Consider the following 23147-nt stretch of genomic DNA (forward strand, 5'->3'; position numbering starts at 1 on the left):
AATCATGATAACCGCGCTCAACATCCAGAATTTCAAATCATGGAAGCAGACGGGCCATATTCCATTAGGGAAACTCACTGGAATTTTTGGGGCTAACTCCTCCGGGAAAACAAGTTTGCTGCAATTTCTGTTGATGATGAAGCAAACAGCCGAAACGCCTGATAGATCACGGGTTCTGCACACTGGCAATGATAGCACGCTCGTGGACTTGGGTACTTTTTATGATATTATCTATGCTCATAAAGAGCCAGGGGTTATTGATTTTTCCATTGGATGGAATACTATGAAGCCAATGACAATCCCCTTATTAGATGCATCGAATACTGAGCGTGCATTTGATAAAATCACATTTGGTGCTTCAATAGAAGGCAATGGGAATGGTATTTATGTAAAAAAATTCAATTATCGGTTTGATGGTATGAGTTTTGGCATGGAGCGGCAAAAAGATGGGAAATACAAGCTGACGCATGAAAAATTTAAGGCAATACGCCAGCAAGGTCGGAAATGGCCTTTACCGGAACCGGTGAAATCGTATGGTTTTCCCGACCAGGTTGTTGCTTATTATCAAAACGTTGGTTTTTTACCAAATTTAGTTTTAGCATTTGAGCAACTGATGAGCAGCATCTACTATCTTGGCCCATTGCGTGAATATCCAAGCCGATCATATCTATGGGCAGGAGAGCGACCCACGGGAGTTGGCAGCCGTGGTGAGCTTGCCATCTCGGCGTTGCTTGCATCGCGGCAGCAAGGCAAAGCCATTCAACCCCAGAAAGAGAAACGTAAACGGCGTAAGACGTTAGAAGAGTATGTTGCCGAGTGGCTAAAAAAACTGGGAATTATTCATGGCTTCAGGCTCACCTCAATAGCACCGAATAGAAAAGAATATGAAGTACGTGTTAAAACGCATCCAGACTCCCACGAAGTTTTAATTACCGATGTCGGCTTTGGCGTTTCGCAAGTGCTTCCGGTGATTGTCCTCTGTTTTTATGCACCCGAAGGCTCTACTATAATTTTAGAACAACCTGAAATTCATCTCCATCCATCAATTCAAGCGGGATTAGCAGATGTTTTTATTGATGCAATTAAAACACGAGGCGTTCAAATCATTCTGGAAAGCCATAGCGAGCACCTTCTGGTAAGGCTTCAACGGCGTATTGCAGAAGAATTGATTGATAGCAATGATGTTAAATTATTTTTTGCTGAAAATGTGGGAGGCTCTTCAACGCTTTCGCTATTGGATTTAGATATTTTTGGAGAAATCAAAAACTGGCCGGAAAATTTCTTTGGTGATTCAATGAAAGACCTTGCAGCAATGACTGATGCGGCTATCAATCGCAAGCTAAAAAGCAATAATGCATAATCATTGGATTGTTGACACAAACGTCCTGGTAGTTGCCAACAATCTGCCGGATAGCCATGCAGCTCCGTCTTGCATTCAAGCAGCTATTGCATTCCTTATTTCATTGAAAAATAATGGTCATTTAGTAGTTGATGCTGACTACGCAATTATCAAAGAATACATAAATAATGCGAAGTCAACTGGGCAGGGAGGGGTTGGGGATGCATTTTTGAAATGGGTGCTGCAAAACCGAGCGAACTCAAATCGCTGCACCCAAGTGCAGATTACCCACCATCCTGATCGGGAGTACAAAGAATTCCCCGATGACCCTAATCTTATCAGCTTTGACCGCTCAGATCGCAAATTCGTGGCCGTCGCACTTGCCCATCCCGGGCACCCTCCAATCGTAAACGCTGTTGATTCCGATTGGGGAAACGCTATTGACACGCTGGGTAGCCATGGTGTACAAGTCCATCAACTATGCCCCTGACCTTTTTCATCCCACAAATCCCTTCTTTTCTGCAAAAGAAAAAACTTCGCTTGCACTTCCCACGCTTTTGTATATTGAGGCTGCCTTTTCCGCAAGAAATCAACGATTCCTATCACAGCAAGGTCTTGCAGCAGGGCGCTGCCTGCTCTTGCACTCATAGTCCCTAATCCACTTTCTGGAGGAGTCAACCGATGGATCGCTTCAATCAGCTGAAGGAACTTGTCGCATCGTTCGAGAAGGACTTCGAGAAGTTCTACGTCAAGGAGAACAAAACCGCAGGGGTGCGTGTTCGCAAGCACATGCAGACACTGCGCCAGTTTGCGCAGGAGATTCGCAACGAGGTCCAAGCCAAAAAGAGCGAGGACGCCGGCGAATAATCATCTACCGTTGTATCCAAACGGGTATCGAATCCTTTGCGTTGCCACCGAAGGGTTGATACCCGTTTTGCTTTCCGCGACAATGGCCCAGCGACGGGGGAAGGAAATAGCCGGTAAACCACGCCGTTTCGGGGGGGACAAAGCGGCTTCCCGAACCATTCTGCTACCGCTCAATACGTTCATCTATGCGCCCTATCTTCTTGCTGTTGTTGCTGCTGCCGGCGGTTCTTTCGGCCCAGCAGATTTCCATTGGGTTTCGCGGAGGGGTGGCCTCCACCACTGCTGCGGTGGACCCCGAGCTGTCGCTTGCGGCGCGAACCGGGGTGCTGGTAAGTGCTGGCGTTGGGTTCCAGTTTACGGAGTTGTTGGGCGCGCAGGCCGAGGTCCAGTTTGTGCAGCGGGGTGCCCGCATCGCCTTGCCAACGGGGATTGGACGGGTTGCCGGAACCTACCAGCTTGACTACCTCCAATTCCCCCTGCTGCTGAAAGTTGGATTGACCGAAGGAAGGCTGCGCGTCTTCGCCGTTGCCGGGCCAACGCTTGGGGTGCTGTTTTCGGCGCAAGCCAGCGGCTCGGTGGCGGGGATTGACACCACGCTTTCGGCCACCGATGATTTCAAAAACAACGAATGGGCAATTGAGTTCGGCGGCGGAACGGAGATTGACCTGGACCCGATGATTGCCCTTACCGCCGATGTTCGCTACGACCTTGGGCTGACAAACGTGCTGAACCAAAGCGACTTCCCCCCGCTGCAACTCAACCAGATGAGGCTGAACGGGTTGAAGGCGGAAGTCGGAATACTGTTTCGCTTGTGAAGAAAACCACCACCATTAACAACAACCATCAACCATGAAAACTTTTCGTTTACTGGCCGCCGTTTGTGTGGGCTTGGCCTGCATCGGCGCAGCCGCCACGGCGCAATCGCTCCTTCTGGGAATCTACGGCGGGGTCAACGTCGCCACGGTGGAATCCACCGGCGGCGGAACCGCAAGCGGGCATTACGGCCCGATAGCCGGCGCAGCATTCGAGGTTGGCATAATAGATCCGCTGGCCTTCCGTGCCGAGGTCCAATACGTTCAACGCGGCGGGAAGCTGGAGCTTACCACCAGCACCAGCAGCGCGCCGGTTATCACCGAGTACACGCTGGATTATTTAGAAATTCCCGTCAACCTTCGGCTGGACCTGAACCAGGGAAGCCCGACGTTGTACGTTTATGGCGGGACCACGCTTGGCACGCTGATGGCCGCCACGGCCAATCGCGGGGAACAAACCGATCAGGATGTGAAAAACTCGTTCGAAACCGCCACCATCTCGCTCGACTTGGGGGGCGGAGTTGATGTGGAACTCAGCAAAACCATCCACCTGCGCGGCGACCTACGCTACAACTACGCAATCACCGACGAGGCCCGCCAACAGCAAGCATTCTTCGACGCAGATTCCTGGAAATCGCAAGCCATTAAAGGGGTTGTGGGTGTCTATTTTCACCTGTGATAACCGGAATGAACAAGGGAACAGAAGCGGGAAGGATAGATAAAGATCGGCGGGTCTGGTGGTGGATTGGCGGGGCCGCACTGCTGATTGGCCTAACGGTGTGGTCGCTGGCGATCAACGCCACCTACCCGAAACTTTCGCAGGCGTGGAAGCCAACCAAAGGGATTATCACACGGGTCACCCGGGAGATGGTCCCTGAATACAAACGGCCAGATCGGCCAGTAGATCGGCTTATCATCGCGTTCCAATCTGGCAGCAAAGGTTGCACGGCACGGACCACCACCGGCCCCGACATCTGGAAGGTGGGCGATACTGCGTTGATCCTGTTCCACCCCCAACGCCCCAACGAATCGCACATCATGTACTCCGATCGCGAGTCGGCCCTGCTGCTGTGCGAGGATGCCAATCTTGACAGCCTGCAGCTTGATTTCGACGGCGTGCACCATCTGTTCGATAGCCTTCGCAACGCCGATTGGAACCCACCGCTTCCCCCACGATAACCTGTGGAGTTCCCAGGAAATTTTCCACTACTCCCCCATCCCCAACCCCAGCTCCTTCCGCAGCGCGCTGTCGGCGTTGCTGTGGCGACGCCAGTAGTCGGTCATCAAGGTGTGAGTAAGGCGGGCAGTGGTTGTTAGCGGCTTCCCGAAGTCGTCGTAGCTCTCGGTCCAGCCAACAATCTGGTGTGGGAACTCACTCTTGAAATCAATCGCCAACACACGCTCGGCGGCCCCATAGGTGATGGTGTAGCGGCGGAGTTTTGCGCCGGAAGAATCAGTGGTTTCGCTCAACTCTGCTTTTGCATCAACCACCCCCAACGGCTTATGCCGAAGCCGCGAAGCCAACGTTCCTGGGATCATCTTCACCGTGCCAACCGGCAACGTCTGCGGCGCAATGCGGATGCGGGTCCAGATTTCATCCTCCAGCATTGCCGTGTCCAGCGCGAAGTTCTTATCCCCCTCGCGCTCGAAGTAGGAGCGTTCCTCCACGTTGTACGATTTCCCTTTCAGATTCAGCTGCATGAAGACATGGCCGCACCACTCCTGCACGGTGGTGCTAACCTTCAGCGTGCGGGGCTGGGCAAACACCTCCACCGGGGTGAAGACCGAAGCCATCAGCGAGTACGGGTAGATTCCGGTCAGGAATTTCTTGGTGAAGTTGAGCTTCAGCACCGATGCCACCGGGCGGCCAGCCGGATCCGATTCCAGTTTCACCTGCGGCTCGGTCAGGAAGTCCTCCGTCACGAACACCAGCAGAGCATCGCCACGGTGAAGCTCGCCGTAGCGTGCTTGCGTCAGCTGGTAGCGGCTTAGCTCCGCCTTCCCCTGGCTCCAGTAGCGATGCCACTGCTCGTTTGCAACAGTAGCAACCGGGGGCATCGGGCCGGGCGGCGTTGCGGGCGCGCCAGCTTCTGGCGTTTTATCATCCTTGCAGCCAACCAAGCCAACAACCAGTGCAAGGATTGCCGATGCGATTGTGTTCATGCTCTGCTCGATAATTCGTGAAACTGAAGTTTGGTGCGGGTACCAACAGGAAAAGGTTTTTAGCCTTCGACACCCTACTCGGCGATTGCCCAGCGGGTTCCTTCTTTGGTGTCTTCCAGCAGCACTCCGCGCTCCTTCAATCGGTCGCGGATAAGGTCGCTGGCGGCCCAATCTTTGCGGGCGCGGGCCTCGCGGCGAAGCTCGATGAACAACTCCATCAGCTCACCGGTTAGCGCGTTGTTCTGCGCGGCAACAATCGGGCGTGCAAAAAGATCGAACCCTAAAATGCCATCGAACGCCACGCGCAACGCCTTGTAGTAGCCCAGCAACGTGGTGCGGTCGGCATTGCCGGCGGCCAGCAATCCGTTCAGCTCGGTGATGCCCGCCGAAAGCGCGCCCAGCGCAGTGGTGGTGTTGAAATCATCATCCATCGCCGCGATGAACTCATCGAACCATGCCGGCATTGATTCCACCGTGGTGGTGTCGGCATCGTCCCCCACCGCCTGGCGCAACCGCTCCACCGCGCGCCGGAATCGCTCCAGCCCGGATTGCGCAGCCACCAACGACTCCATGTCGAAATCTTGCGGCGAGCGGTAATGGCTTTGCAGGATCAGATAGCGAATCGCCATCGGGTCGTACTCTTCCAGCATCTGTTTCAGCGTCATGGCGTTCCCCGCCGATGCCCCCATTTTGTCGCCGCCGATTCGGATCAGGTTCACGTGCAGCCACCAGTTCACAAACGGCTTTCCGTTGGCGGCTTGGCTTTGGGCAATCTCGCACTCGTGGTGGGGGAACATATTGTCCAGCCCGCCGGAATGGATGTCGAACGTCTCCCCCAAATAATATTGCGCCATCACCGAGCACTCCAGATGCCACCCCGGGTAACCCCATCCCCACGGCGAATGCCACTGCATAAAATGCTCCGGTTCGGCAGCTTTCCAGAGCGCGAAATCTTGCGGGTTCCGCTTCTCCTGGAACACAGCAATCCTTCCCCCATGCTGCTGGTCCTCCACCTTCCGGTTGGATAGCCCGCCGTAGGGGACAAAGCCATCGGGAACGCCTTGTTGCTCGTAGGCATGAACGTCGAAATAGACCGAGCCGTTCACTTCGTAGGCAAGCCCTTTCTGAATCAACTGCTCGGCCATCGAAATCTGCTGGCGGATGAAGTCGGTGGCGTGCGGAACGCGGTCGGGCCGAAGCACGCCCAAACGGTCAAGATCATCGAACCAGCTTTGCTCGTAAAACAGGGCGATCTCGAACGGCGAGCGGTTTTCGCGGCGGGCCTGGGCCTCCATTTTGTCCTCGCCGTCGTCGGAGTCGTCGGCAAGGTGGCCAACGTCGGTGATGTTCATCACGAACATCACATGGTCCGCGCCATAGAGGTGCATCAAGTAGCGGCGGATCACGTCGGTGCCGATGTAGCTTTTGGCGTGGCCAATGTGCATGTGTTTATACACCGTTGGGCCGCAACGGTAGAACCGCACAAGGCTGGGATCAATCGGGTGGAATTCTTCTTTGGTGCGGGTCAGCGTATTGTAAATGCGAAGTGCCATGATGTCGGTTGTTGAAATTGATGATTGCGCCAGGGGAAATCAAGGGGGATGATGAGCCAAGCGAAGCAGACTCTGCAAGGTCAACAGAAGAACTCCTGAATCTCGGCAACAAGGCGCGGCAGTGGCACTTTCTCGATTGGATGCGGCGTTGCCGGAAGCACGGCGCATTGGCCGTTTGGAAGCTGGCGATACGCCGCCGCCGTCTCCTGGATGCTGACCATCTGGTCGCGGTCGCCAACGGCAACGCGCACGTGGTGATGGACCTGCGCCAAATCTTCCGGTGTGACCTCGGGGCTTTCCCCAAGCCGTGTCATCATCTCCGCCGTGCGCCGCAGCAGTTCATCCAGATTCCCCGGCCCGTGGCGTTCTTGCATTGCCGAATAGAACTGCGGGGCTTTCTGCTGCATTGCCTCGGGGTTCAGCATTTTGGTGTCACGGGCGGCACCTTCCGGGTTCCAATCGAACTTTGTCCCCAGGGTGAGCAATCGCCCAACGTGGCTGGGGTAATGTCGGGCAAGATAGAGGCCCACATAGCCCCCCATGCTGTGGCCAACGATGTCGGTCTGCTCCATCCCCTGCTCCTGCATCCACTCCAACACCTCCAACGCGCAATGGTGGATGCTGAACGGACGCTCCGGAAATGGCCGCCCGCCATGCCCCTGGAAGTTTAGCGTCTGAATCGTGAAGCGGTCCGCCAGCAACGGAACCAACGGGTCGAACTGCGGTGCCGCGCCAAGCGCACCATGAAGAAGTAGCATATCGGAAAGTCTGTTGTTGAAGAATCTCTCACTCACCCCGCCCAGGCTTCGGCTTGGGGCGTTCCTGCTCCTGCGCCGGCTGCTTATCCTATCTCCTCACCCCAGGAATGTTCCCGGTCCCCCACCTTCATATCGCGGAGAAGTTTTAGGCCGTGGGGAAGCACCGGGATAATGGCCGCAAGGCACTCGGTGACCGCTTTTGGTGAGCCAGGAAGGTTCACAATCAAGGTGCGGCGGGCAATGCCGCAGACCGCTCGGGAGAGCGCGGCAAATGGAGTTTTTTTCAGCGAGGCCGTGCGCATTGCGGCGGTCAGCCCGTCGGCGCGGCGGTCAATTACGGTCAGGGTTGCTTCCGGGGTGATGTCGCGCGGGGCAAACCCGGTGCCGCCGGTGGTCAGCACCAGCGCGATGTCCTCGCGGACGCATCCCTCCAATGCCCGTATCACTTTCTCCATCTCGTCGGGGATGATGTCAATCCGTTGGATGTCGAACAGTTCTTCATCCAATAATGCTGCGGCTTCCGGGCCGGAAAGGTCGGCACGTTCGCCGGCGGCGGAACGGTCGCTGACGGTGATGATAACAGTGCTCCACGCCATGATGATCTCTGGGTCGGTTGTTGTGCTTGTTGTGATTCGTGCGGCTACCCTTTGGCCTGTGCGTGCCGCGCAGAAATTGTTGTTTCCATCTTCCCCTTCGGCTTGTTCTTCACCAGGAATCCTTGCTTGCCGGAGTTGGCGGCTTGCAGCGCGGTGCGTAGTGCCGAAGGAACCGGCAGCAATATCCCAAGCTCGGTAAGATTTCCGCGTGCGGCTTCGCAGCCATGCGGCAGCCCAATCCGCACCGCCACCTTCTTCCCTTCAAGGTGATGGAAGGCAAAGCGGGACAAAAAATCTTCGGGGAAATAATACTCACACTTCCCGCTCCACTCGTTCAAACTTGCCACCAACTGCTGCAGCTTCTGCGGATTCCGCCGGATCCCACGCTCGGCCAATGCCTGTTTCACCAACGGATCGGCAAGCAGAGCTTTCAGAAGATCGGCTTCGGGGAACAGGTCCGTGAGCGTTACCGGCTGGCCCGGGTTTGCGGCGTTGATGGCGGCATAGTCGGTTTGCAGCATCGGGTGCGCAAGATACAGGCAGTTGGCATAGGTGCTGCGCCGCAACGAGACGTAGTTGCCCACAAACGAGAGGACCCCCACCTTGCGGCCATACTCGCACCAGACAGAATCCTCCGGGAAATCGTTGTCCACGCTGGCAAACTCTTTGAAGTCGGCATCCCACAGCCGAAGGAGGGTGTCGCGCTCGGAGTACACCATGCCGCCGCCGCGTGCGATTGTCACGTTGTCCGCTTGCCACGTTAGCGTTCCGCCAGTTGTTGAGCCGATCCAGAGCGTTTGCCCCAGCACTGTTTGCCCCAGTACTATTTGCCCCAGCAGCACGCCGCAAGCAACGCGAACAGCAAGCAAGAGCGTGGGGTTATTCGGACTGGTGTTCTTCCACCAACGGGGCATTCTCATATCGTTCCAGCTTAAAGGATTCGCCCAGATAGCGGCGGCGCACTTCTGGGTCGTTTGCAATTTCGTGGGCGGTTCCGCTGCGGAAGATTCCGCCATCAATCAGGATGTAGGAGCGGTCGGTGATGGTCAGCGTTTCGTGGACGTTGTGGTCGGTAATCAGCACCCCAATCCCCCGCTGCCGCAGCCGTTGGATAATCTGCATGATCTCCTCCACCGCCAACGGATCAATCCCCGCAAACGGCTCGTCCAGCAAGATGAACTTGGGGTTGGTGGCAATCGTGCGGGCGATCTCGGTCCGGCGGCGTTCGCCACCGCTCAGCATGTAGCCCATCTGCTTACGGATGTGGGTGATGGAGAATTCCTCCAGCAACTCATCCACCCTTGCGCGGCGTTGCGAGCGGGGGTACTTGATAAGCTCCAACACCGCAAGCAGGTTCCCCTCCACCGTCATCTTCCTGAAGACCGAGGCCTCCTGCGGGAGGTATCCAATCCCCCTGCGTGCGCGGCGGTACATGGCGATGTTGTCAATGCGGGCATCGTCCAAAAAAACGCGCCCCTCGGTGGGGCGAACCATTCCAACAATCATGTAGAATGTTGTGGTTTTTCCGGCGCCGTTCGGTCCCAGCAATCCCACCACCTCACCCTGGCGCACCGTCAGCGAGACATCGCGGACAACTTGCCGTTTCTTGTAGCTTTTCACCAAATGCTCGGCGCGTAATGTGGCGCGCCCTTCGCTCCCGTTGGTGGGGGCGAAGGGTGCGGCTGTTGCTGGCGTTGGCTGGTCGGCGTGCGGGTTCATCGGGTTGGGGCTGTGGTCAGCTTCATGGTCTTGTTGGTGGTCTTTCCATCACGAAGAATCTTCATGGTGATGGTGTCCCCAACTTGCGAGTCGGAGATCAAGGCCACCGCGTCATCTTCACTTTTGATTGTCTCCCCTTTGATCTCTTTAATCACATCCCCAGGCTCAAGCCCTGCCTGGGCTGCGGGGGAATTTGCGATAATCTCCACCACAACCACCCCCTCTTTTTCCTGAAGTTGAAGGTAGCGTGCAATGCGGTCGTCAATCTGCTGGATGTTCATTCCGGTCCAGAAATTGCGGTCAATCCCGTCCCCCTTTTTCAGCTGCGCGACGATTGCTTTCAGGCGGTTGGTCGGCACGGCAAACCCAATGCCGATGGACCCGGCCCCCATCCCGCTTTGGGCGGTGGAGTAGATGATGGTGTTCATCCCAATCAGCTCCCCAAGCGCGTTCACCAGCGCGCCGCCGCTGTTGCCGCTGGAAATGGCGGCATCGGTTTGGATCATCCCACGGTACACCCGCCCATCTTGCGGCTGCAAATTGACTTCGGTGTTGCTGACCACGCCAACGGTGACGGTGGGTTTGGAGTTGATGTCGAACAACCCGAACGGATTGCCAAGCGCGATTGCCCACTCCCCAACCACCACGTCGTCGGAGTTCCCGAACTCGATGTACGGAAGGTTCTTCCCCTCAATCTTCAGCAACGCAACGTCGGTGGTGGGGTCGCTGCCAATTACTTTGGCATCGTACTGCTTACCGTCGGTCATGGTGACGATCACCTTGCTTGCGCGCCCAGCAACGTGATCGTTGGTGACCACGTAGCCATCGGGGGAGATGATAAATCCGGAACCAAGCCCATGAAGCTCCTGCTTGAAGGTGCGGCGGCGCGGCCCGTACCGCTGGAAGAACGGGTCCTGCTCAAAGAACTGATCAAGCAAGCTGCGGTAGCGCATTTCGCGAACCTCGGTAACGTTGATCCCCACCACTGCTGGCGAGACTTTCTGGACGGCGCGGGTGATGGCGTTGCGGCGGGACCCGGTAACCTCGCTATTGGCGCGGTCAATGGCCGGCGCGTTGGAGGTTCGTGTTCCGGTTGTGCCGTTGTCGCGCGGTTCCTGGGCGCTGCAGGCCGAAGCCCCCAACGCCAGCAACAGCAGCGGAAGGATGCGGGTTTTATACGCGAATGTTAGTCGGTTCATAGCGATTGAGTGGGAACTGTTGGCATAAATTTTAGCGTGCAACAACATTACCCTAACGGTTATTGAAGGAAAAAATTGAGGAATGCCGCCATGTGTTCGTGGTTCGTCAGGATGTTGAAGCGGGCGCAATTTACATAATCACCGCAACCAGCGGCATGAAAGGAACGGTGCAGGAAAACTATAGCAGGGGGTGGGGGCGCACGGCAAGAAATTCCTGCAGTCGCCCCCGTTTACTCTGCTTCGTCGGAGAGGAAACGGGAGCCACAGTGCTTTGGGTTGCTATAGTGGTGGCTTGCTGCCGCGGCTTAGCTTGCCGCCGAAAACTCCCGGATTGCTCGCTCGATTGCTTCTGGGACCTTAACATCGTCGGCACTGCGGCGCATTGCCACATTAACCCGCAAGGCCTTCAGGCCGTGAACGCCTTGAAGGTCGCTAAGGTCAAGGTCCTCAATCGCTGGCTCAATCATTCCGCTGGCGGCAAGGTACTCCAGGTACTGCCGGTACTCCTGCGCCTCGCGAGGTTGGGAATAGACGATTGCCAATTTCCCCGGCTGCGTCAACCGCTCTCCGGTTCCCTTAATCTCGGCTTTGTCAATCCGCTTTTTCATAATCGCGTAGCGGATGTTGTAGGCCCCGTCAACATCAAATTGCTTTTCGTCCAGCCGGTAGCTTATTGAGAGGGGCGTTGTTTGGACCAGCACCAAATGGGTGGTGTCCAGCGGCACGGGAAGGGTGGGTTTCACTTCGTCGGCAAGCCGCGCCGCGCCGCACATCACCAGCAGCTGCCACAGCCGCAGGTTGCGAAGGTAGATGCTGTTGAACGTGCGGTCGTTCACCAGCGATTGGCCGATGTAGATGCCAAAATCAACGCCGTCGGTTTGGTGTTTTTCAAAGTAGTGGGGGAACATCCGCTGCGCCCGCTCTTCTTCCGATTCAACAAACGCCGCAATTACCCGGTTGATCGCCGTCACGCTATCCTCAAACTCTTTTCGCTTCCGATACACGGCCCTGACTTCTGGGTCCAGCGCGGCGTTGTATTCATCAATTCGGGCAGCAACCTCTGGATCGAAATCGCAGATATGGCCGAACAACGACTCCACATCGCTCCGAAGAAAATCCAACACCCCGGCCTCATCCCCCGAGTGGAGGCCCGACTCGATATGAGCAATTCTATCGTGAACGCGGAACAGAAAGTGATCCAAAATTGGAAGCTGGCGTGCGGTGCGTGCAGCGTTCAACACGTTGTAGGCAAGCCCCAGTTGCTCGATCAAATCGGCTTGGATTGCGTGGTTCCGATGGTCGGAGGAGCTTCGGATATCGCTGACGCTGAACAGCGGATACACGTCGTGGAAGACGATTGGCTCAATCTGGTTTTCGGCCACGGTCCCCTGGCGGGTGATGAACCCTTTTGCGGCCTCGCGGAACTTCCATTCCACCGCCGGATGCACCGCCGTGTACTGCTGGCGAATCACCGATTGCACCTGGTTCTCCATATCCACCAAACTGCGGTGGATCACCATTGAAAACAGCGGGAGAAGCTCGGCCAATTTCAAGGTGTTCAGCTCGGTCAGGTCGCCAGCGTTTGGGGAGTAGATGTTCAATCCGCCGATCAGTGCGCCGTTGTAGTGAAGCGGCGCAAAGTAGGCGCTTCGGAACCCTTTTGGTCACCACCCCCTCATCGCCTGGTGCGCGTGGGGTTGGCAGCCGCAGCACATCTTCAATCACCTGTGGCTTCCCCGTAAGCAATGCTTCCCCGATGGCCGACCCCGCAAGGTCCTGGCGATTGAACTGGAACGATTGGTTCAGCACGCACGTGTTGGTTTGCAGGTGGCGGGGGTGCTGCGTGCCGTAGTTCAGCACCATCATGGAATCGCCATCCATCGCCACCAATCCAATCACCAAATCCTTCCGGCGTAAGTATGCCCGGATAATTTCCTGCAAGTGCTGGAACCCTTCGTAGGAGACGATGGTGTTGCTCTGGACCAGTTCGCGCTCCAACGCGCTGACCAACTCATGGTCGCTTACGTCAACGGCGTTCACCAGCACAAAGCCTTCAATCCGGAACAGGTCCGGAGGGATTATCGCCTGCCAGGTGTCAATGTCCGTAAGGTTGCAAAGGATTTGCTGGCGTTGCTCATCGGTCAGCGTTGGCAAGGGGCGCGTGGGGACAAACCGGACAAAGCGCATGTCGAAGCCAATCCGATAGTACTGCAGGAACTGGCGGTCGGGGTGGGTGATCGGGATAATGATGGACTCCGCAGCAGCATCAATGGCCAGGTTGAAGAACTGGCGTGCGATCCTCACGTATGCCGAAATAGTGCGCATACGAATGATCCGCTCCTCATCAAGTTTTGCCTCCAACACACCGCTGTTCTTCCCCTCAAAAAATGTTCGCCGGAATGCTGGGGTGCTGTAGAACGGAATGGGCTGAAACGGCACAATGGCGGTGGAGTAATCGCGGTCCCAAAATGCTGGTGGGAAGACCAACGACATCAGCCAGTCAACGCTTTCACGGTGTTGGTCAAGGATTGCAATGTCCTCGATCGGCTCCTGCAACCGTGGGGCGGCCGATAGCCGTTCGTTCAGTTCGGAAACCAGGGAATTAAGGCTTGAGCGTTGCACGCCGATGTCGCGATTGGCATACTCAATCAGCGGCGCGAAACTAAGAATCGTTTTGAACGGGAAGTGAAGTTTGGTGGGGTCGGCCTCAGCAGAGGCGGCAGCGGTCGAAGCCGTAGTTGAAACAGCGGTTGTTTTTTTTGCCATGGCTCTGGCGAATTATTGCCGTGGATGGTGGGGGAAGGAAGCGGCGATCCTTCCCCCACCATCGTTTGGCTGTTGTTATCACTCGTCGTCGTCAGCTTCGGCACCTTTCCCCGGTTTGTAGGAGCCGCGTGCCGTTGCCGACAGAATTGCTTTGCGAAGCCTGATGCTTTTTGGCGTCACCTCCACCCACTCATCATCCTTGATGAACTCAATGGCGCGCTCCAGGGTCATCGGCGTGACGGGGGTAAGAAGGATTCCGTCGTCCTTCCCGCTTGCCCGCATATTCGTCAGTTTTTTCGCTTTGACCACATTAACGTTCAGGTCGTTATCCCTATTGTGTTCGCCAACAATCATCCCTTCGTACACCGGTTCCCCGGGGATTGCGAACAGCACACCGCGCGGCTCAAGGTTGAAGAGTGCGTACCCGGTGGCCTCGCCCTGGCGGTCGCTTACCAAGGACCCGGTCAGCCGTGTGGCGAAGTCGCCGCGGTGTTCCTCGTATCCCTGAAGATAGCTGTTCATGATGCCGGTCCCTTTGGTGTCGGTCAGGAACTCATTCCGGTAGCCGATAAGCCCGCGCGAGGGGATGGAGAACTCCATCCGAACGCGCCCGGTGCCGTGGTTCACAAGGTTCAGCATCCGCCCTTTGCGCCGCGAAAGTTTTTCGCTGACAACGCCGATGAACGCTTCGTCGCAGTCAATAAACAGGTGCTCGATTGGCTCAAGCAGCTTCCCTTCTTTCCGCTTGTAAATCACTTGCGGGCGGCCAACGCTTAGCTCGTAGCCTTCGCGGCGCATCGTCTCAATCAAGATTGCCATTTGGAATTCGCCGCGGCCTTTCACCATGAAGCTGTCGCGGTCGCTGGCTTGCTCGAACTGGATGCCAACGTTCCGAAGCATCTCACGCTGCAATCGTTCGCGGATTTTTCCGCTTTGCACGTGCTTCCCCTCGCGGCCAGAAAATGGGGAGGTGTTGATCGAGAACATCATGGAGATGGTTGGCTCGTCAACGGTGATCCGCTTCAGGGCTTTTGGGGCAGACTTCGCGCAGATGGTGTCGCCAATGTGAACATCCTCAATGCCGGCAAGGATTGCGATGTCGCCAGCTTCAACAAACGGCGCGTCGGCCATTGCAATGCCGTCGTAGGCTTGCAGCTTCGAGACCCGCAGCGGCGTTACGCCATCTTCCCCCAAGCAAACCAATTCTTCGTTGGATTTCACCGAGCCGTTCATCACTTTGCCGATTGCCAAGCGGCCAACGTAGTCGCTGTAGCTAAGGTCGCTTACCAGCAGCTGGAACGGCTCGTCGGGGTCGTAGGTTGGTGCCGGGATTTCCCGCACAATCGCCTCGAACAGGGGTTTCAGCGAGTCGCCGTTCCCCTCCAACTCCGTCTGCGCAATGCCGTCGCGGCCAATGGCGTACAGCACGGGAAAGTCAATTTGTTCGTCGGTGGCGTCAAGGTCAATGAACAGGTCGTACACCTCGTTCAGGACTTCTTGTGGGCGAGCATCCTTGCGGTCAATTTTGTTCACCACAACGATGATTTTCTTTTTTCCTTCCAGGGCTTTTTTCAGCACAAAGCGGGTTTGGGGCAGCGGGCCTTCGCTGGCATCCACCAGAAGGATTGCGCCGTCCACCATCATCAGCGCGCGCTCCACCTCGCCGCCAAAATCGGCGTGGCCCGGGGTGTCAAGGATGTTGATTTTCACATCCTCCCAGTGGACCGAGCAATTTTTCGCGGCGATGGTGATGCCACGTTCGCGCTCAAGGTCCATGCTGTCCATCACGCGGTTTTCCACGTTCTGGCCGGTCCGGAAGACCCCGCTTTGCCGGAACAGGTGGTCCACAAGCGTGGTTTTGCCATGGTCAACGTGTGCGATGATGGCGATATTCCGAAGCCGAGGATTAGAAGCAAGTTGTTTGTTCATACGGAAGCTGTTCGCGTTGCTGCGTTGCGAATGCCCATGATTAGGCATCCTGATGCTGAAAGCGCGGCAAACTCCGACAGATACAAAAAGCGGGCAAGGTTTTTCGGGCAACAAGACGTTCCAGCCCGGGGCGGGCTACGAAGCAATCACCCCCTTCAACGCCCCCACCAACCGCTCTACATTCTCCGCCGTGGAAGTTGCGCCCATCAGCCCGATTCGCCAAGCCTGCCCTTTTAATGGGCCAAGCCCGGCTCCAATCTCGATGTTGAATTCCTCCAGCAATCGGCGGCGGGTTTCTGCTTCGTCGCATCCGGCGGGAACCGCAGCGGCGTTCAGTTGCGGCAGCCGGTGACCTTCCTGGCCCATCAGCGCAATCCCCATCTCCCCCAACATCCCTTGCAGCAGCAGGTGGTTCTCCCGGTGCCGTTTCCATCGCGCTTCCAACCCCTCTTCCAACGTCAGCCGTAATGCTTCGTGCAGGGCATAGTTCATGCTGATTGGCGCGGTGTGGTGATACGCCCGGCTGCTTCCCCAGTAGCCGCTTAGCAGGTTCACATCCAAGTACCAGCTTTGCACCGGCGTGCGGCGGTTTGTGGCGGCCTCCATCGCCCGCGGACCAAGCGTTACCGGGGCAAGGCCCGGCGGGCAGCTCAGGCATTTTTGCGTTCCGCTGTAGGCTGCGTCAATCCCCCATTCATCAATCCGAACGGGAACGCCCCCTAGCGAGGTGACGGTGTCAATCACCATCAACGCCCCGGCATTGTGGGCCAGCTGGGCAATCTCGGCAACGGGGGTTAGCACGCCGGTGGAGGTTTCGGCATGGACAATGGCAACCATTTTTGGCGAACGCCCGCGCACTGCCTGGGCAATCTGCTCCGGCTCGATGATTCGCCCCCACTCCGCTTCCACGCGAACAACGGTTGCGCCACACCGCTGGGCAACGTCGGCCATTCTTCCGCCAAACACGCCGTTGATGCCAACAACAACTTCATCGCCTGGCTCAATCAGGTTCACAAAACAGAACTCCATCCCCGCGCTTCCGGTGCCGCTTACGGGGAAGGTCATCGGGTTGGATGTCAGGAACACGGCGCGGAGCATCTCCTTCACCTCTTCCATCAATCCAACAAAGAGCGGGTCCAGGTGGCCAAGCAGCGGCCGCGACATTGCATCAAGCACCGATTGCGGGACCATGCTGGGACCCGGCCCCATCAGCAGGCGGTGCGGAGGGTTGAATTGAGCGATCATAATCCAAGTGATTGTTTGAAGGTTGATTGTTGCGGTTACGGTTGCTGTTTACCGGATCACTTCCACGCTGCACTCGGCGCGGGTTGCCACCGCCGATGAGACGCTCCCCAGCAGGAACCGCTCCAGGCCGCGGACCCCTTTCGCCCCCAGGAAAATGGTGTCGGCATCCATCCGTTCTGCTTCCTGCAGCAGCATCTTTTTTGGCGATCCTTCTTGCACCATGATGGAGGTCCCAAGCCCAACCCCTTGCAACCGGCTGGCAACCGAAGCGGCCACCCCCTCCATCCGCTCCCGCTCGCGATTGTGGTTTGCGGCAAACCACTCTTCGCTCTCCTCAGATTGCGGCGGGAACGCGGTTGGGAAGTAGAGGTCCAACGCCGAAACAATACGGGCTTCCGCCCCTGCGGGCCACCTGCGCGAGGCAACCATTTCCACCATCCGTTCGGAGCCGATGGAGCCATCCACCCCAAGCAGAAGGCGGGGCGGGCCGCTGCGGCGGTGGGGTTTTGCCCGCCCGATCCGCACGGGGCAATGCGCCTCGGCCAACACTTTGTGCGAGACGCTTCCCAGCAGCAATCGCCCCAGCATGGAACGCCCTTGCGCGCCAACCACAATCATTTCGGCCCTCCATTCTTCGGCCTGGGCAAGGATTCCCAGCGAAGGGGAATCGGCGTAGGCTTGGGCGTTGATGGTGGCTGCGGGGAAGCTGTTGCGAAGCAAGTCCGCCCCTTCGTCGGCAATCTGGAACGCCCGCGACAGCTCGCGGCTGGAGCGTTCGTGAAGGCTACGTAATCCGGTGGGAATGAACTCCGGCAACGGCTCCTGCTCAAGACTTTCCGGCTCGAGCGGGTGCCAAACTTCGGCGACAGTAACCACCAGGAAACGGGTGTCGGCATCAAGCCCGGCGGTGGCCAAATCATGCAAGGCCGCAACCGAGGATTTGGAGCCATCAAACGCAAGCAGAACGTTCATCACAGATTTGGTATCGGAATTGGGAGTTAGGAAAATTGGCCACAAAGAACGGATAATCTTGGAGCGGTGCAAGCGGGCGCAAAGTGGGGAGATAGGGATGGGAGAATTGCTGGCGGAACGATTTGCATTCTTGGTTGGGATATTCTTTGGCAAGCCCTTGCGCGTTGTGATAGATTCGCCGTATTCTTCGGCCATTGAACTGCTGCGTGCGATGCCGAACCAATCGCGATGCCATCGCTGCCCGTTATCTTTGGCACTCAATCCAACACTCAATCCCGCCGTTGCTATGCGTTCTTCCCTGCTTCTGTTGTTCTGCGCCGCGATGTTCGCGGCGATTGCTGTTCCGGCCCACGCCCAGAAGCAGTACAACGTCTGGTATTTCGGCGACCGGATTGGCGTTGATTTCAACAGTGGAGCACCGGTGGCGCGAACCGACGGGCAGATGATCCAGCCAGAAGGCCCAGCAAGCATTTGCAACCCCACCACGGGCGAGCTGCTGTTTTACACCGACGGCATCAGCGTCTGGAACCGGAACCACCAGTATATGCCGAACGGCGCGTTTGTGCTGCATGGGTCCACCAACACCACCCAATCCGCACTTATCGTCCCAATCCCCGGGGACTCGCTCCGCTACCTGATCTTCACCGCCGACGACAAGGAGGATGAGGACCAGGGAGTGGAATACGCGATGGTGGATATGAACCTTGCCGGCGGGCTTGGGGATATCGTCTTCCGCAACCGCCAGCTGTTGATCCCCACAACCGAAAAATTGGTGGCGGTTGCCCACAGCAACGGATGTGATATCTGGGTGATTGCCCATGGCGTAAACAACAACTGGTTCTACGCTTGGTTGGTGGATCGCAGCGGAACCCCCAGCGCGCCGGTAATCTCCAAAGCCGGAAGCATCCACCCCGACACCACCGGGAAAGTTGGCTACCTGAAGGCCTCGCCCGATGGCTCCAAACTGGTTGCCGTCATCGGCGGGAAATATCTGGGAACCACCATTGCCCGAAGCTCCGCCGTTGACTTCTTGACGTTCAACAATCTGACGGGGGAAGTTGGGTTTATCGGGAGTCTTCCGGCGGATCAGCGCGAGTACGGAGCCAGCTTCAGCCCTGATAACTCCAAGCTCTACATCGTCCGCTCCGGCAGCAATAACGAGGGGTGCTACCAGTACGACCTCAGCAGTGGGGATTTGGCAACGATCATCTCCACCAAAACCTACATCAGCAACGACTCGCAGCTTGGGACCGCGCAGATTGGACCGGATGGGAAACTCTACATCACCCGCAACAACGTCTCGTTCCTTGCTGCTGTCGAGAATCCCAACGCTGCGGGCGTGGCCTGCGGCTACAACGGAACCGCGGTTCCGCTTGCTGGAAGGATTGGGGGATTGGGGCTGCCGAACAACATTGACGCGTTGTCGAAAGATCCGGCCGGATGCAAGCTCCCCTTTGCCGACTTCTCGCTGGACGACAGCACCATCTGCGTTGGCGGGTGCGTCCGCCCAACCGACCGCAGCCGAAACAGCCCAACCGAATGGCAGTGGCGTGCAACCGGAGGAACTCCAGCGGGATCGGACCGCCAGGACCCCGGCCCCATCTGTTTTGACCAACCTGGCGACCACACCATCACCCTAACCGTCAGCAACCAGAATGGCATTGACGTGCTGGGGAAATCCATCACCGTGAAGGTGCTTCCCCCCCCGCCCATTGATGCCGGAAAGGACACCACCATTTGCCGTGGGAAACCGCTGGCACTCCGCGCCACGCAAGGGGTCCGCTACGTTTGGTCCCCGGGAACCGACCTAAGCTGCACCGACTGCCCCGACCCAATCGCCACGCCGGCAGCGGACATCACCTACTACGTGATGGGGACCGACACCAACGGCTGCGTCGGGACCGACTCGATCCGCGTGACGGTGAAGGAATCCACACCGCCAACCATCACTCCCGCAGGGCCGGTGGTCCTTTGCGCCGGCGATAGCATCACCCTTACCGTGGATGGAACCTTCAGCAGCTACCGTTGGAGCAACAACGCCAGCGGGCCGGCCATCACCGTCAACGCCAGCGGAGATTATGCCGTCACGGTCACCGATTCGTTTGGCTGCGTTGCCAGCTCGGCCCCGGTGCAGGTGACGGTTGCGGCGCAGCTTTCGCCGACCATCACCCCCGGCGGACCCACCACGTTTTGCGATGGCGACAGCCTTCTGCTTTCGGCATCATCGGGCTTCCAACGCTACCGATGGACAACCGGAGACACCACCGCCAGCATCGTTGTCCGCAGCAGCGGCAGCTACGGCGTGACGGTGGGTTCGGGAAATTGCGAGGGGGCCGCAACGCCGGTGGCGGTGACGGTGAATCCATCCCCGGCCCCGGTCATCACTGCCAGCGGCCCTCTCTCCTTCTGCGACGGCGACAGCGTGGTGCTGGATGCTGGCGGGGGATTTGGAAGCTACCGCTGGTCCACCGGCGACACCACCCAACGAATCACCGTGCGAAGCTCCGGCAGCTACGCGGTCACGGTTTCCAACGGGTTTGGCTGCAAGCGGACCTCGGCCCCGGTGGACATCACCGCGGGGGCGGCGGCTTCGGCAACAATCGGGATTCCCGTGGTGCAGGCGGCGGCTGGTGCGCGAGTGAAGATTCCGATTGAGGTCCGCACGCAAACCAATCTTGAACGAAGCTGCGCAACGGAGTTCACGGCCACAATCCGCTTCAACCGGACATTGCTCCACCCGGTTGGCAATACTCCACTTGGCACAGTAAGCGGGATGGAGCGGGTGATTACGGTGAAAGGAAATCCGAAGCAAGCAACAACCGGGGCCGCCGCCGCAGAGCTTGAGTTTGTGGCAACGCTGGGGAACGCAACCAGCACCCCGCTACTGATAGAGAATCTGACATGGGACAAAGGAAGCGTGGCAACAACGGTGGAAAGTGGAGAGTTCCGGTTGGCAGAAATCTGCGCCGAAGGAACCACGCGGCTGATTGATGCCAGCGGCTCGTTCGGGCTGAAGCCAATCCGCCCAAACCCAACCACGGGAAGCGCCGAGTTGGAGTACAGCATCCTTGAGCCAGGCCACACCCGGCTGATGCTTTCCGACCCATTAGGGAACCTTGTGCTGAAACTGTTGGATGGCGAAATACACCCCGGAACGTACATCACCACCATGGACCTAAACGCCCTTCCTGCCGGGCTTTACACCCTGGTGCTCCAAACCCCAACGCAACGTGCGGTGGAGCAGGTGATGGTTGTGAAGTGAGCAAAGGAAGGAAGCGCGATAGGTGAGTGAAGAAGAACGCTCTGCCTCTTCTCCACGCCTCCGTAACTTGTTTTTAGCCGCTGTGTTGAAGCGGCACACATGGCGGCATTGCGCCGCTTCCTTCCGCTGCCAGATATGGTGGCAGTTTCCTTCCAAACCAACGATCGTTTCCCATGAACTTTCTACTTGGCAATCGCTTTTGGGCAATTCCTGCCCTTCTGCTCGCTTTTATCATTGGGGCCTGTTCCAGCAACGCACCAACCGATGTCCCCGACGGCAACACTACGGTAAACGGATTGGTGAAAGACCCCGGCGGGTTAATTCTTCCCAATGCCATTGTTGAGGTGATCAACAGCGCGAACACACGAATTGCGGCCGACACCACCGACGACGACGGCGCGTTCCTGCTGGCAAAACTTCCTGAGGATCTGAAAGGGCTGCAATTTCGGATCACCCACTCCGATTTCCGGATTGCAAACCAAGAACTATCCGCTGCAATCGCGCTGGCCGGCGGGTCCACCGGCATCAGCCTGACGCTGGTGGCCAACGACAGCAGCTGCGGCAGCATTGCGGTGACCGTGGTGGACGACTCCACCGGCGCAGCAATCGCCGGCGCAGATGTCAAAATCTCCCGTGGGGAATCCCTTCGCACAAAAAACCAGACCGACTCGAACGGCGTTGCAACGTTCGGATCATTGCCTGCGGCAACCTACGCTTTGCGCGTCTTCAAAGCTGGCTACCGCGTGTTGGAGCAAAGCCTAACGCTGGGGGAATGCGACACGCTGCGGGTTACGGCGGAACTGATACGAAGCGAGGGGGAGAAGCCACAAGCAAAGGATAGCTGCTGCAACGGAGTGCTGACAATCATCCCAAAAGATTCCGCCACCGGTGCGGTGATTACCGGTGCGGAAGTCCGCATCAATAAAGCCGGGTTGGAGGGGCGGAAAGTGATCTCTACCGGAGATGGAAGCATCTTCCGGGAAGTTTGCGAGGGGAACTACGAGGTTCGGATTGCGCGCGAAGGCTACCGCGTTGTGGAGTTCTCCGCAACCATGGGATGCGACGACACGGTCACGATGGAGCGGCTGCTGGTGAAGAACCCGGCAGAAAATGATTCCTGCTGCCACGGTGCAATCGCCGTTACCGTCAACGACTCGGCAACCGGCGCGGCACTTACCGGCGCGATGGTCAAGCTCTGGAAGGATGGCAAGCTGGTGAAGTACGAAACAACAGGGCAAAATGGAAGCGTTGACTTCACCTCGCTCTGTGCCGGCCGCTACTCATTTAGCATCCTGCGCGACGGCTACAAAGGGATCGAGTTCGTTACCGAGCTTGATTGCAACGACACGGTCTTCACCACACGAACCCTCCGTTCCAACACCACAACCGGCGGCAGCGACACCTGCTGCCGTGGCTCCATCACGCTTATTGTCCGCGACTCGGCAACCAACAACGTTATTGCCAACGCAGCAGTAAAAGCAACAAAAGCGGGGGCAGTCGTTCGGACAGGCAAGACAAACTCCAACGGGGAGATTGTTCTGAACGAGCTGTGTGAGGGGGAATACGGGATTTATGTTGAGCGGGAAGGCTACACCAAACGGGTGCTTGAAATCGGGATTGACTGCAACCAAGCAGTGAAAGAGACCATCACCTTGAGCAAAACTTCTAAACCGTCCACCGATAGCTGCTGCACCGCTTCGTTAGCCGTACGGACCAAGTCGGAAGGAGCATGGCTGAATGGAGTAACCGTCACCATCAAAAAAGGGAACACGGTGGTTGCAGAAGGAACAACAGCAGGGGAAGGAAGTTTGGTGCTGGAACAGCTGTGTGGCTATACAGGCTACGCCGTCACCTTCAGCAAAACCGGCTACAAATCGCAGACCTTCGAGATCAGTTATGGCGAGTGCAAGCGGCTGGAAAAATCGGTGGTGATGGTGAAGGAGTAATCGCGCACCATAATCCACCGG

The 23147-nt window shown here is 57.4% G+C and carries 19 protein-coding genes; 8 read left to right on the forward strand and 11 right to left on the reverse strand.

The genetic code is table 11. The annotated features are described in order from the left end of the window. Positions 1 to 4 precede the first annotated feature (4 nt). The 6 genes from IPM61_03180 to IPM61_03205 all read left to right on the forward strand — a co-directional run bounded on the left by IPM61_03180 (position 5) and on the right by IPM61_03205 (position 4197). Positions 5 to 1360 carry a DUF3696 domain-containing protein gene (locus IPM61_03180; GenBank protein MBK8910307.1) on the forward strand — a complete coding sequence of 452 codons (1356 nt, stop codon included), beginning with the start codon at positions 5 to 7 and terminating at the stop codon, positions 1358 to 1360. After that, positions 1353 to 1829 (forward strand): hypothetical protein, encoded by a 477-nt coding sequence (locus tag IPM61_03185; protein ID MBK8910308.1) that lies wholly within the window; start codon positions 1353 to 1355, stop codon positions 1827 to 1829. Before IPM61_03180 ends, IPM61_03185 begins: the two co-directional genes overlap by 8 nt. Before the next feature lie 191 nt (positions 1830 to 2020). Further along, the gene (locus IPM61_03190) at positions 2021 to 2206 is read left to right on the forward strand and encodes a histone H1 (GenBank protein MBK8910309.1); all 186 of its coding nucleotides are present in this window, start codon (positions 2021 to 2023) and stop codon (positions 2204 to 2206) included. A gap of 185 nt (positions 2207 to 2391) precedes the next feature. Continuing rightward, complete coding sequence (locus IPM61_03195) at positions 2392 to 3021, forward strand: PorT family protein (protein MBK8910310.1); 630 nt, start codon at positions 2392 to 2394, stop codon at positions 3019 to 3021. Between the two features lie 34 nt (positions 3022 to 3055). Then, on the forward strand, positions 3056 to 3697 hold the full coding sequence (locus IPM61_03200; GenBank protein ID MBK8910311.1) for a PorT family protein: 642 nt from the start codon (positions 3056 to 3058) through the stop codon (positions 3695 to 3697). Positions 3698 to 3705: 8 nt separating this feature from the next. Further along, positions 3706 to 4197 carry a hypothetical protein gene (locus IPM61_03205; protein ID MBK8910312.1) on the forward strand — a complete coding sequence of 164 codons (492 nt, stop codon included), beginning with the start codon at positions 3706 to 3708 and terminating at the stop codon, positions 4195 to 4197. Positions 4198 to 4224: 27 nt separating this feature from the next. Here IPM61_03205 and IPM61_03210 read toward each other — a convergent pair whose 3' ends face one another. The 11 genes from IPM61_03210 to IPM61_03260 all read right to left on the reverse strand — a co-directional run bounded on the left by IPM61_03210 (position 4225) and on the right by IPM61_03260 (position 17918). Then, entirely contained in the window at positions 4225 to 5181 is a 957-nt protein-coding gene (locus IPM61_03210; protein ID MBK8910313.1) for a hypothetical protein, read from the reverse strand. Positions 5182 to 5255: 74 nt separating this feature from the next. Continuing rightward, positions 5256 to 6734, reverse strand: coding sequence for a cysteine--tRNA ligase (locus IPM61_03215; protein MBK8910314.1), 1479 nt, complete (start codon positions 6732 to 6734; stop codon positions 5256 to 5258). Between the two features lie 80 nt (positions 6735 to 6814). After that, a complete protein-coding gene (locus tag IPM61_03220; GenBank protein ID MBK8910315.1) occupies positions 6815 to 7492 on the reverse strand; it encodes an alpha/beta fold hydrolase in 678 nt (225 codons plus the stop codon). 83 nt (positions 7493 to 7575) lie between these two features. Then, positions 7576 to 8088, reverse strand: a complete 513-nt coding sequence (locus IPM61_03225) for a MogA/MoaB family molybdenum cofactor biosynthesis protein (protein MBK8910316.1) — start codon at positions 8086 to 8088, stop codon at positions 7576 to 7578. A gap of 44 nt (positions 8089 to 8132) precedes the next feature. Continuing rightward, positions 8133 to 8957, reverse strand: a complete 825-nt coding sequence (locus tag IPM61_03230; GenBank protein MBK8910317.1) for a hypothetical protein — start codon at positions 8955 to 8957, stop codon at positions 8133 to 8135. Between the two features lie 10 nt (positions 8958 to 8967). Then, positions 8968 to 9807: an LPS export ABC transporter ATP-binding protein gene (gene lptB, locus IPM61_03235; protein ID MBK8910318.1), complete on the reverse strand. Its 840-nt coding sequence runs from the start codon at positions 9805 to 9807 to the stop codon at positions 8968 to 8970. Continuing rightward, complete coding sequence (locus IPM61_03240) at positions 9804 to 11006, reverse strand: trypsin-like peptidase domain-containing protein (protein ID MBK8910319.1); 1203 nt, start codon at positions 11004 to 11006, stop codon at positions 9804 to 9806. Before IPM61_03240 ends, lptB begins: the two co-directional genes overlap by 4 nt. A gap of 1362 nt (positions 11007 to 12368) precedes the next feature. Then, positions 12369 to 13772, reverse strand: coding sequence for a hypothetical protein (locus IPM61_03245; GenBank protein MBK8910320.1), 1404 nt, complete (start codon positions 13770 to 13772; stop codon positions 12369 to 12371). A gap of 78 nt (positions 13773 to 13850) precedes the next feature. Beyond that, complete coding sequence (gene typA, locus IPM61_03250; GenBank protein ID MBK8910321.1) at positions 13851 to 15701, reverse strand: translational GTPase TypA; 1851 nt, start codon at positions 15699 to 15701, stop codon at positions 13851 to 13853. A gap of 135 nt (positions 15702 to 15836) precedes the next feature. Next, positions 15837 to 16946: an alanine--glyoxylate aminotransferase family protein gene (locus IPM61_03255; GenBank protein MBK8910322.1), complete on the reverse strand. Its 1110-nt coding sequence runs from the start codon at positions 16944 to 16946 to the stop codon at positions 15837 to 15839. 48 nt (positions 16947 to 16994) lie between these two features. After that, positions 16995 to 17918 carry a universal stress protein gene (locus IPM61_03260; GenBank protein ID MBK8910323.1) on the reverse strand — a complete coding sequence of 308 codons (924 nt, stop codon included), beginning with the start codon at positions 17916 to 17918 and terminating at the stop codon, positions 16995 to 16997. 286 nt (positions 17919 to 18204) lie between these two features. Between IPM61_03260 and IPM61_03265 the strand changes: the two genes are divergently transcribed. Together IPM61_03265 and IPM61_03270 are read left to right on the forward strand one after the other, a co-directional pair. After that, entirely contained in the window at positions 18205 to 21180 is a 2976-nt protein-coding gene (locus IPM61_03265; protein MBK8910324.1) for a hypothetical protein, read from the forward strand. A 173-nt stretch (positions 21181 to 21353) separates the two neighbouring features. Then, complete coding sequence (locus tag IPM61_03270; protein ID MBK8910325.1) at positions 21354 to 23126, forward strand: carboxypeptidase regulatory-like domain-containing protein; 1773 nt, start codon at positions 21354 to 21356, stop codon at positions 23124 to 23126. The last annotated feature ends 21 nt before the right edge of the window (positions 23127 to 23147 follow it).

Source organism: Chlorobiota bacterium (assembly GCA_016710285.1).
Classification (GTDB): domain Bacteria; phylum Bacteroidota; class Ignavibacteria; order OLB7; family OLB7; genus OLB7.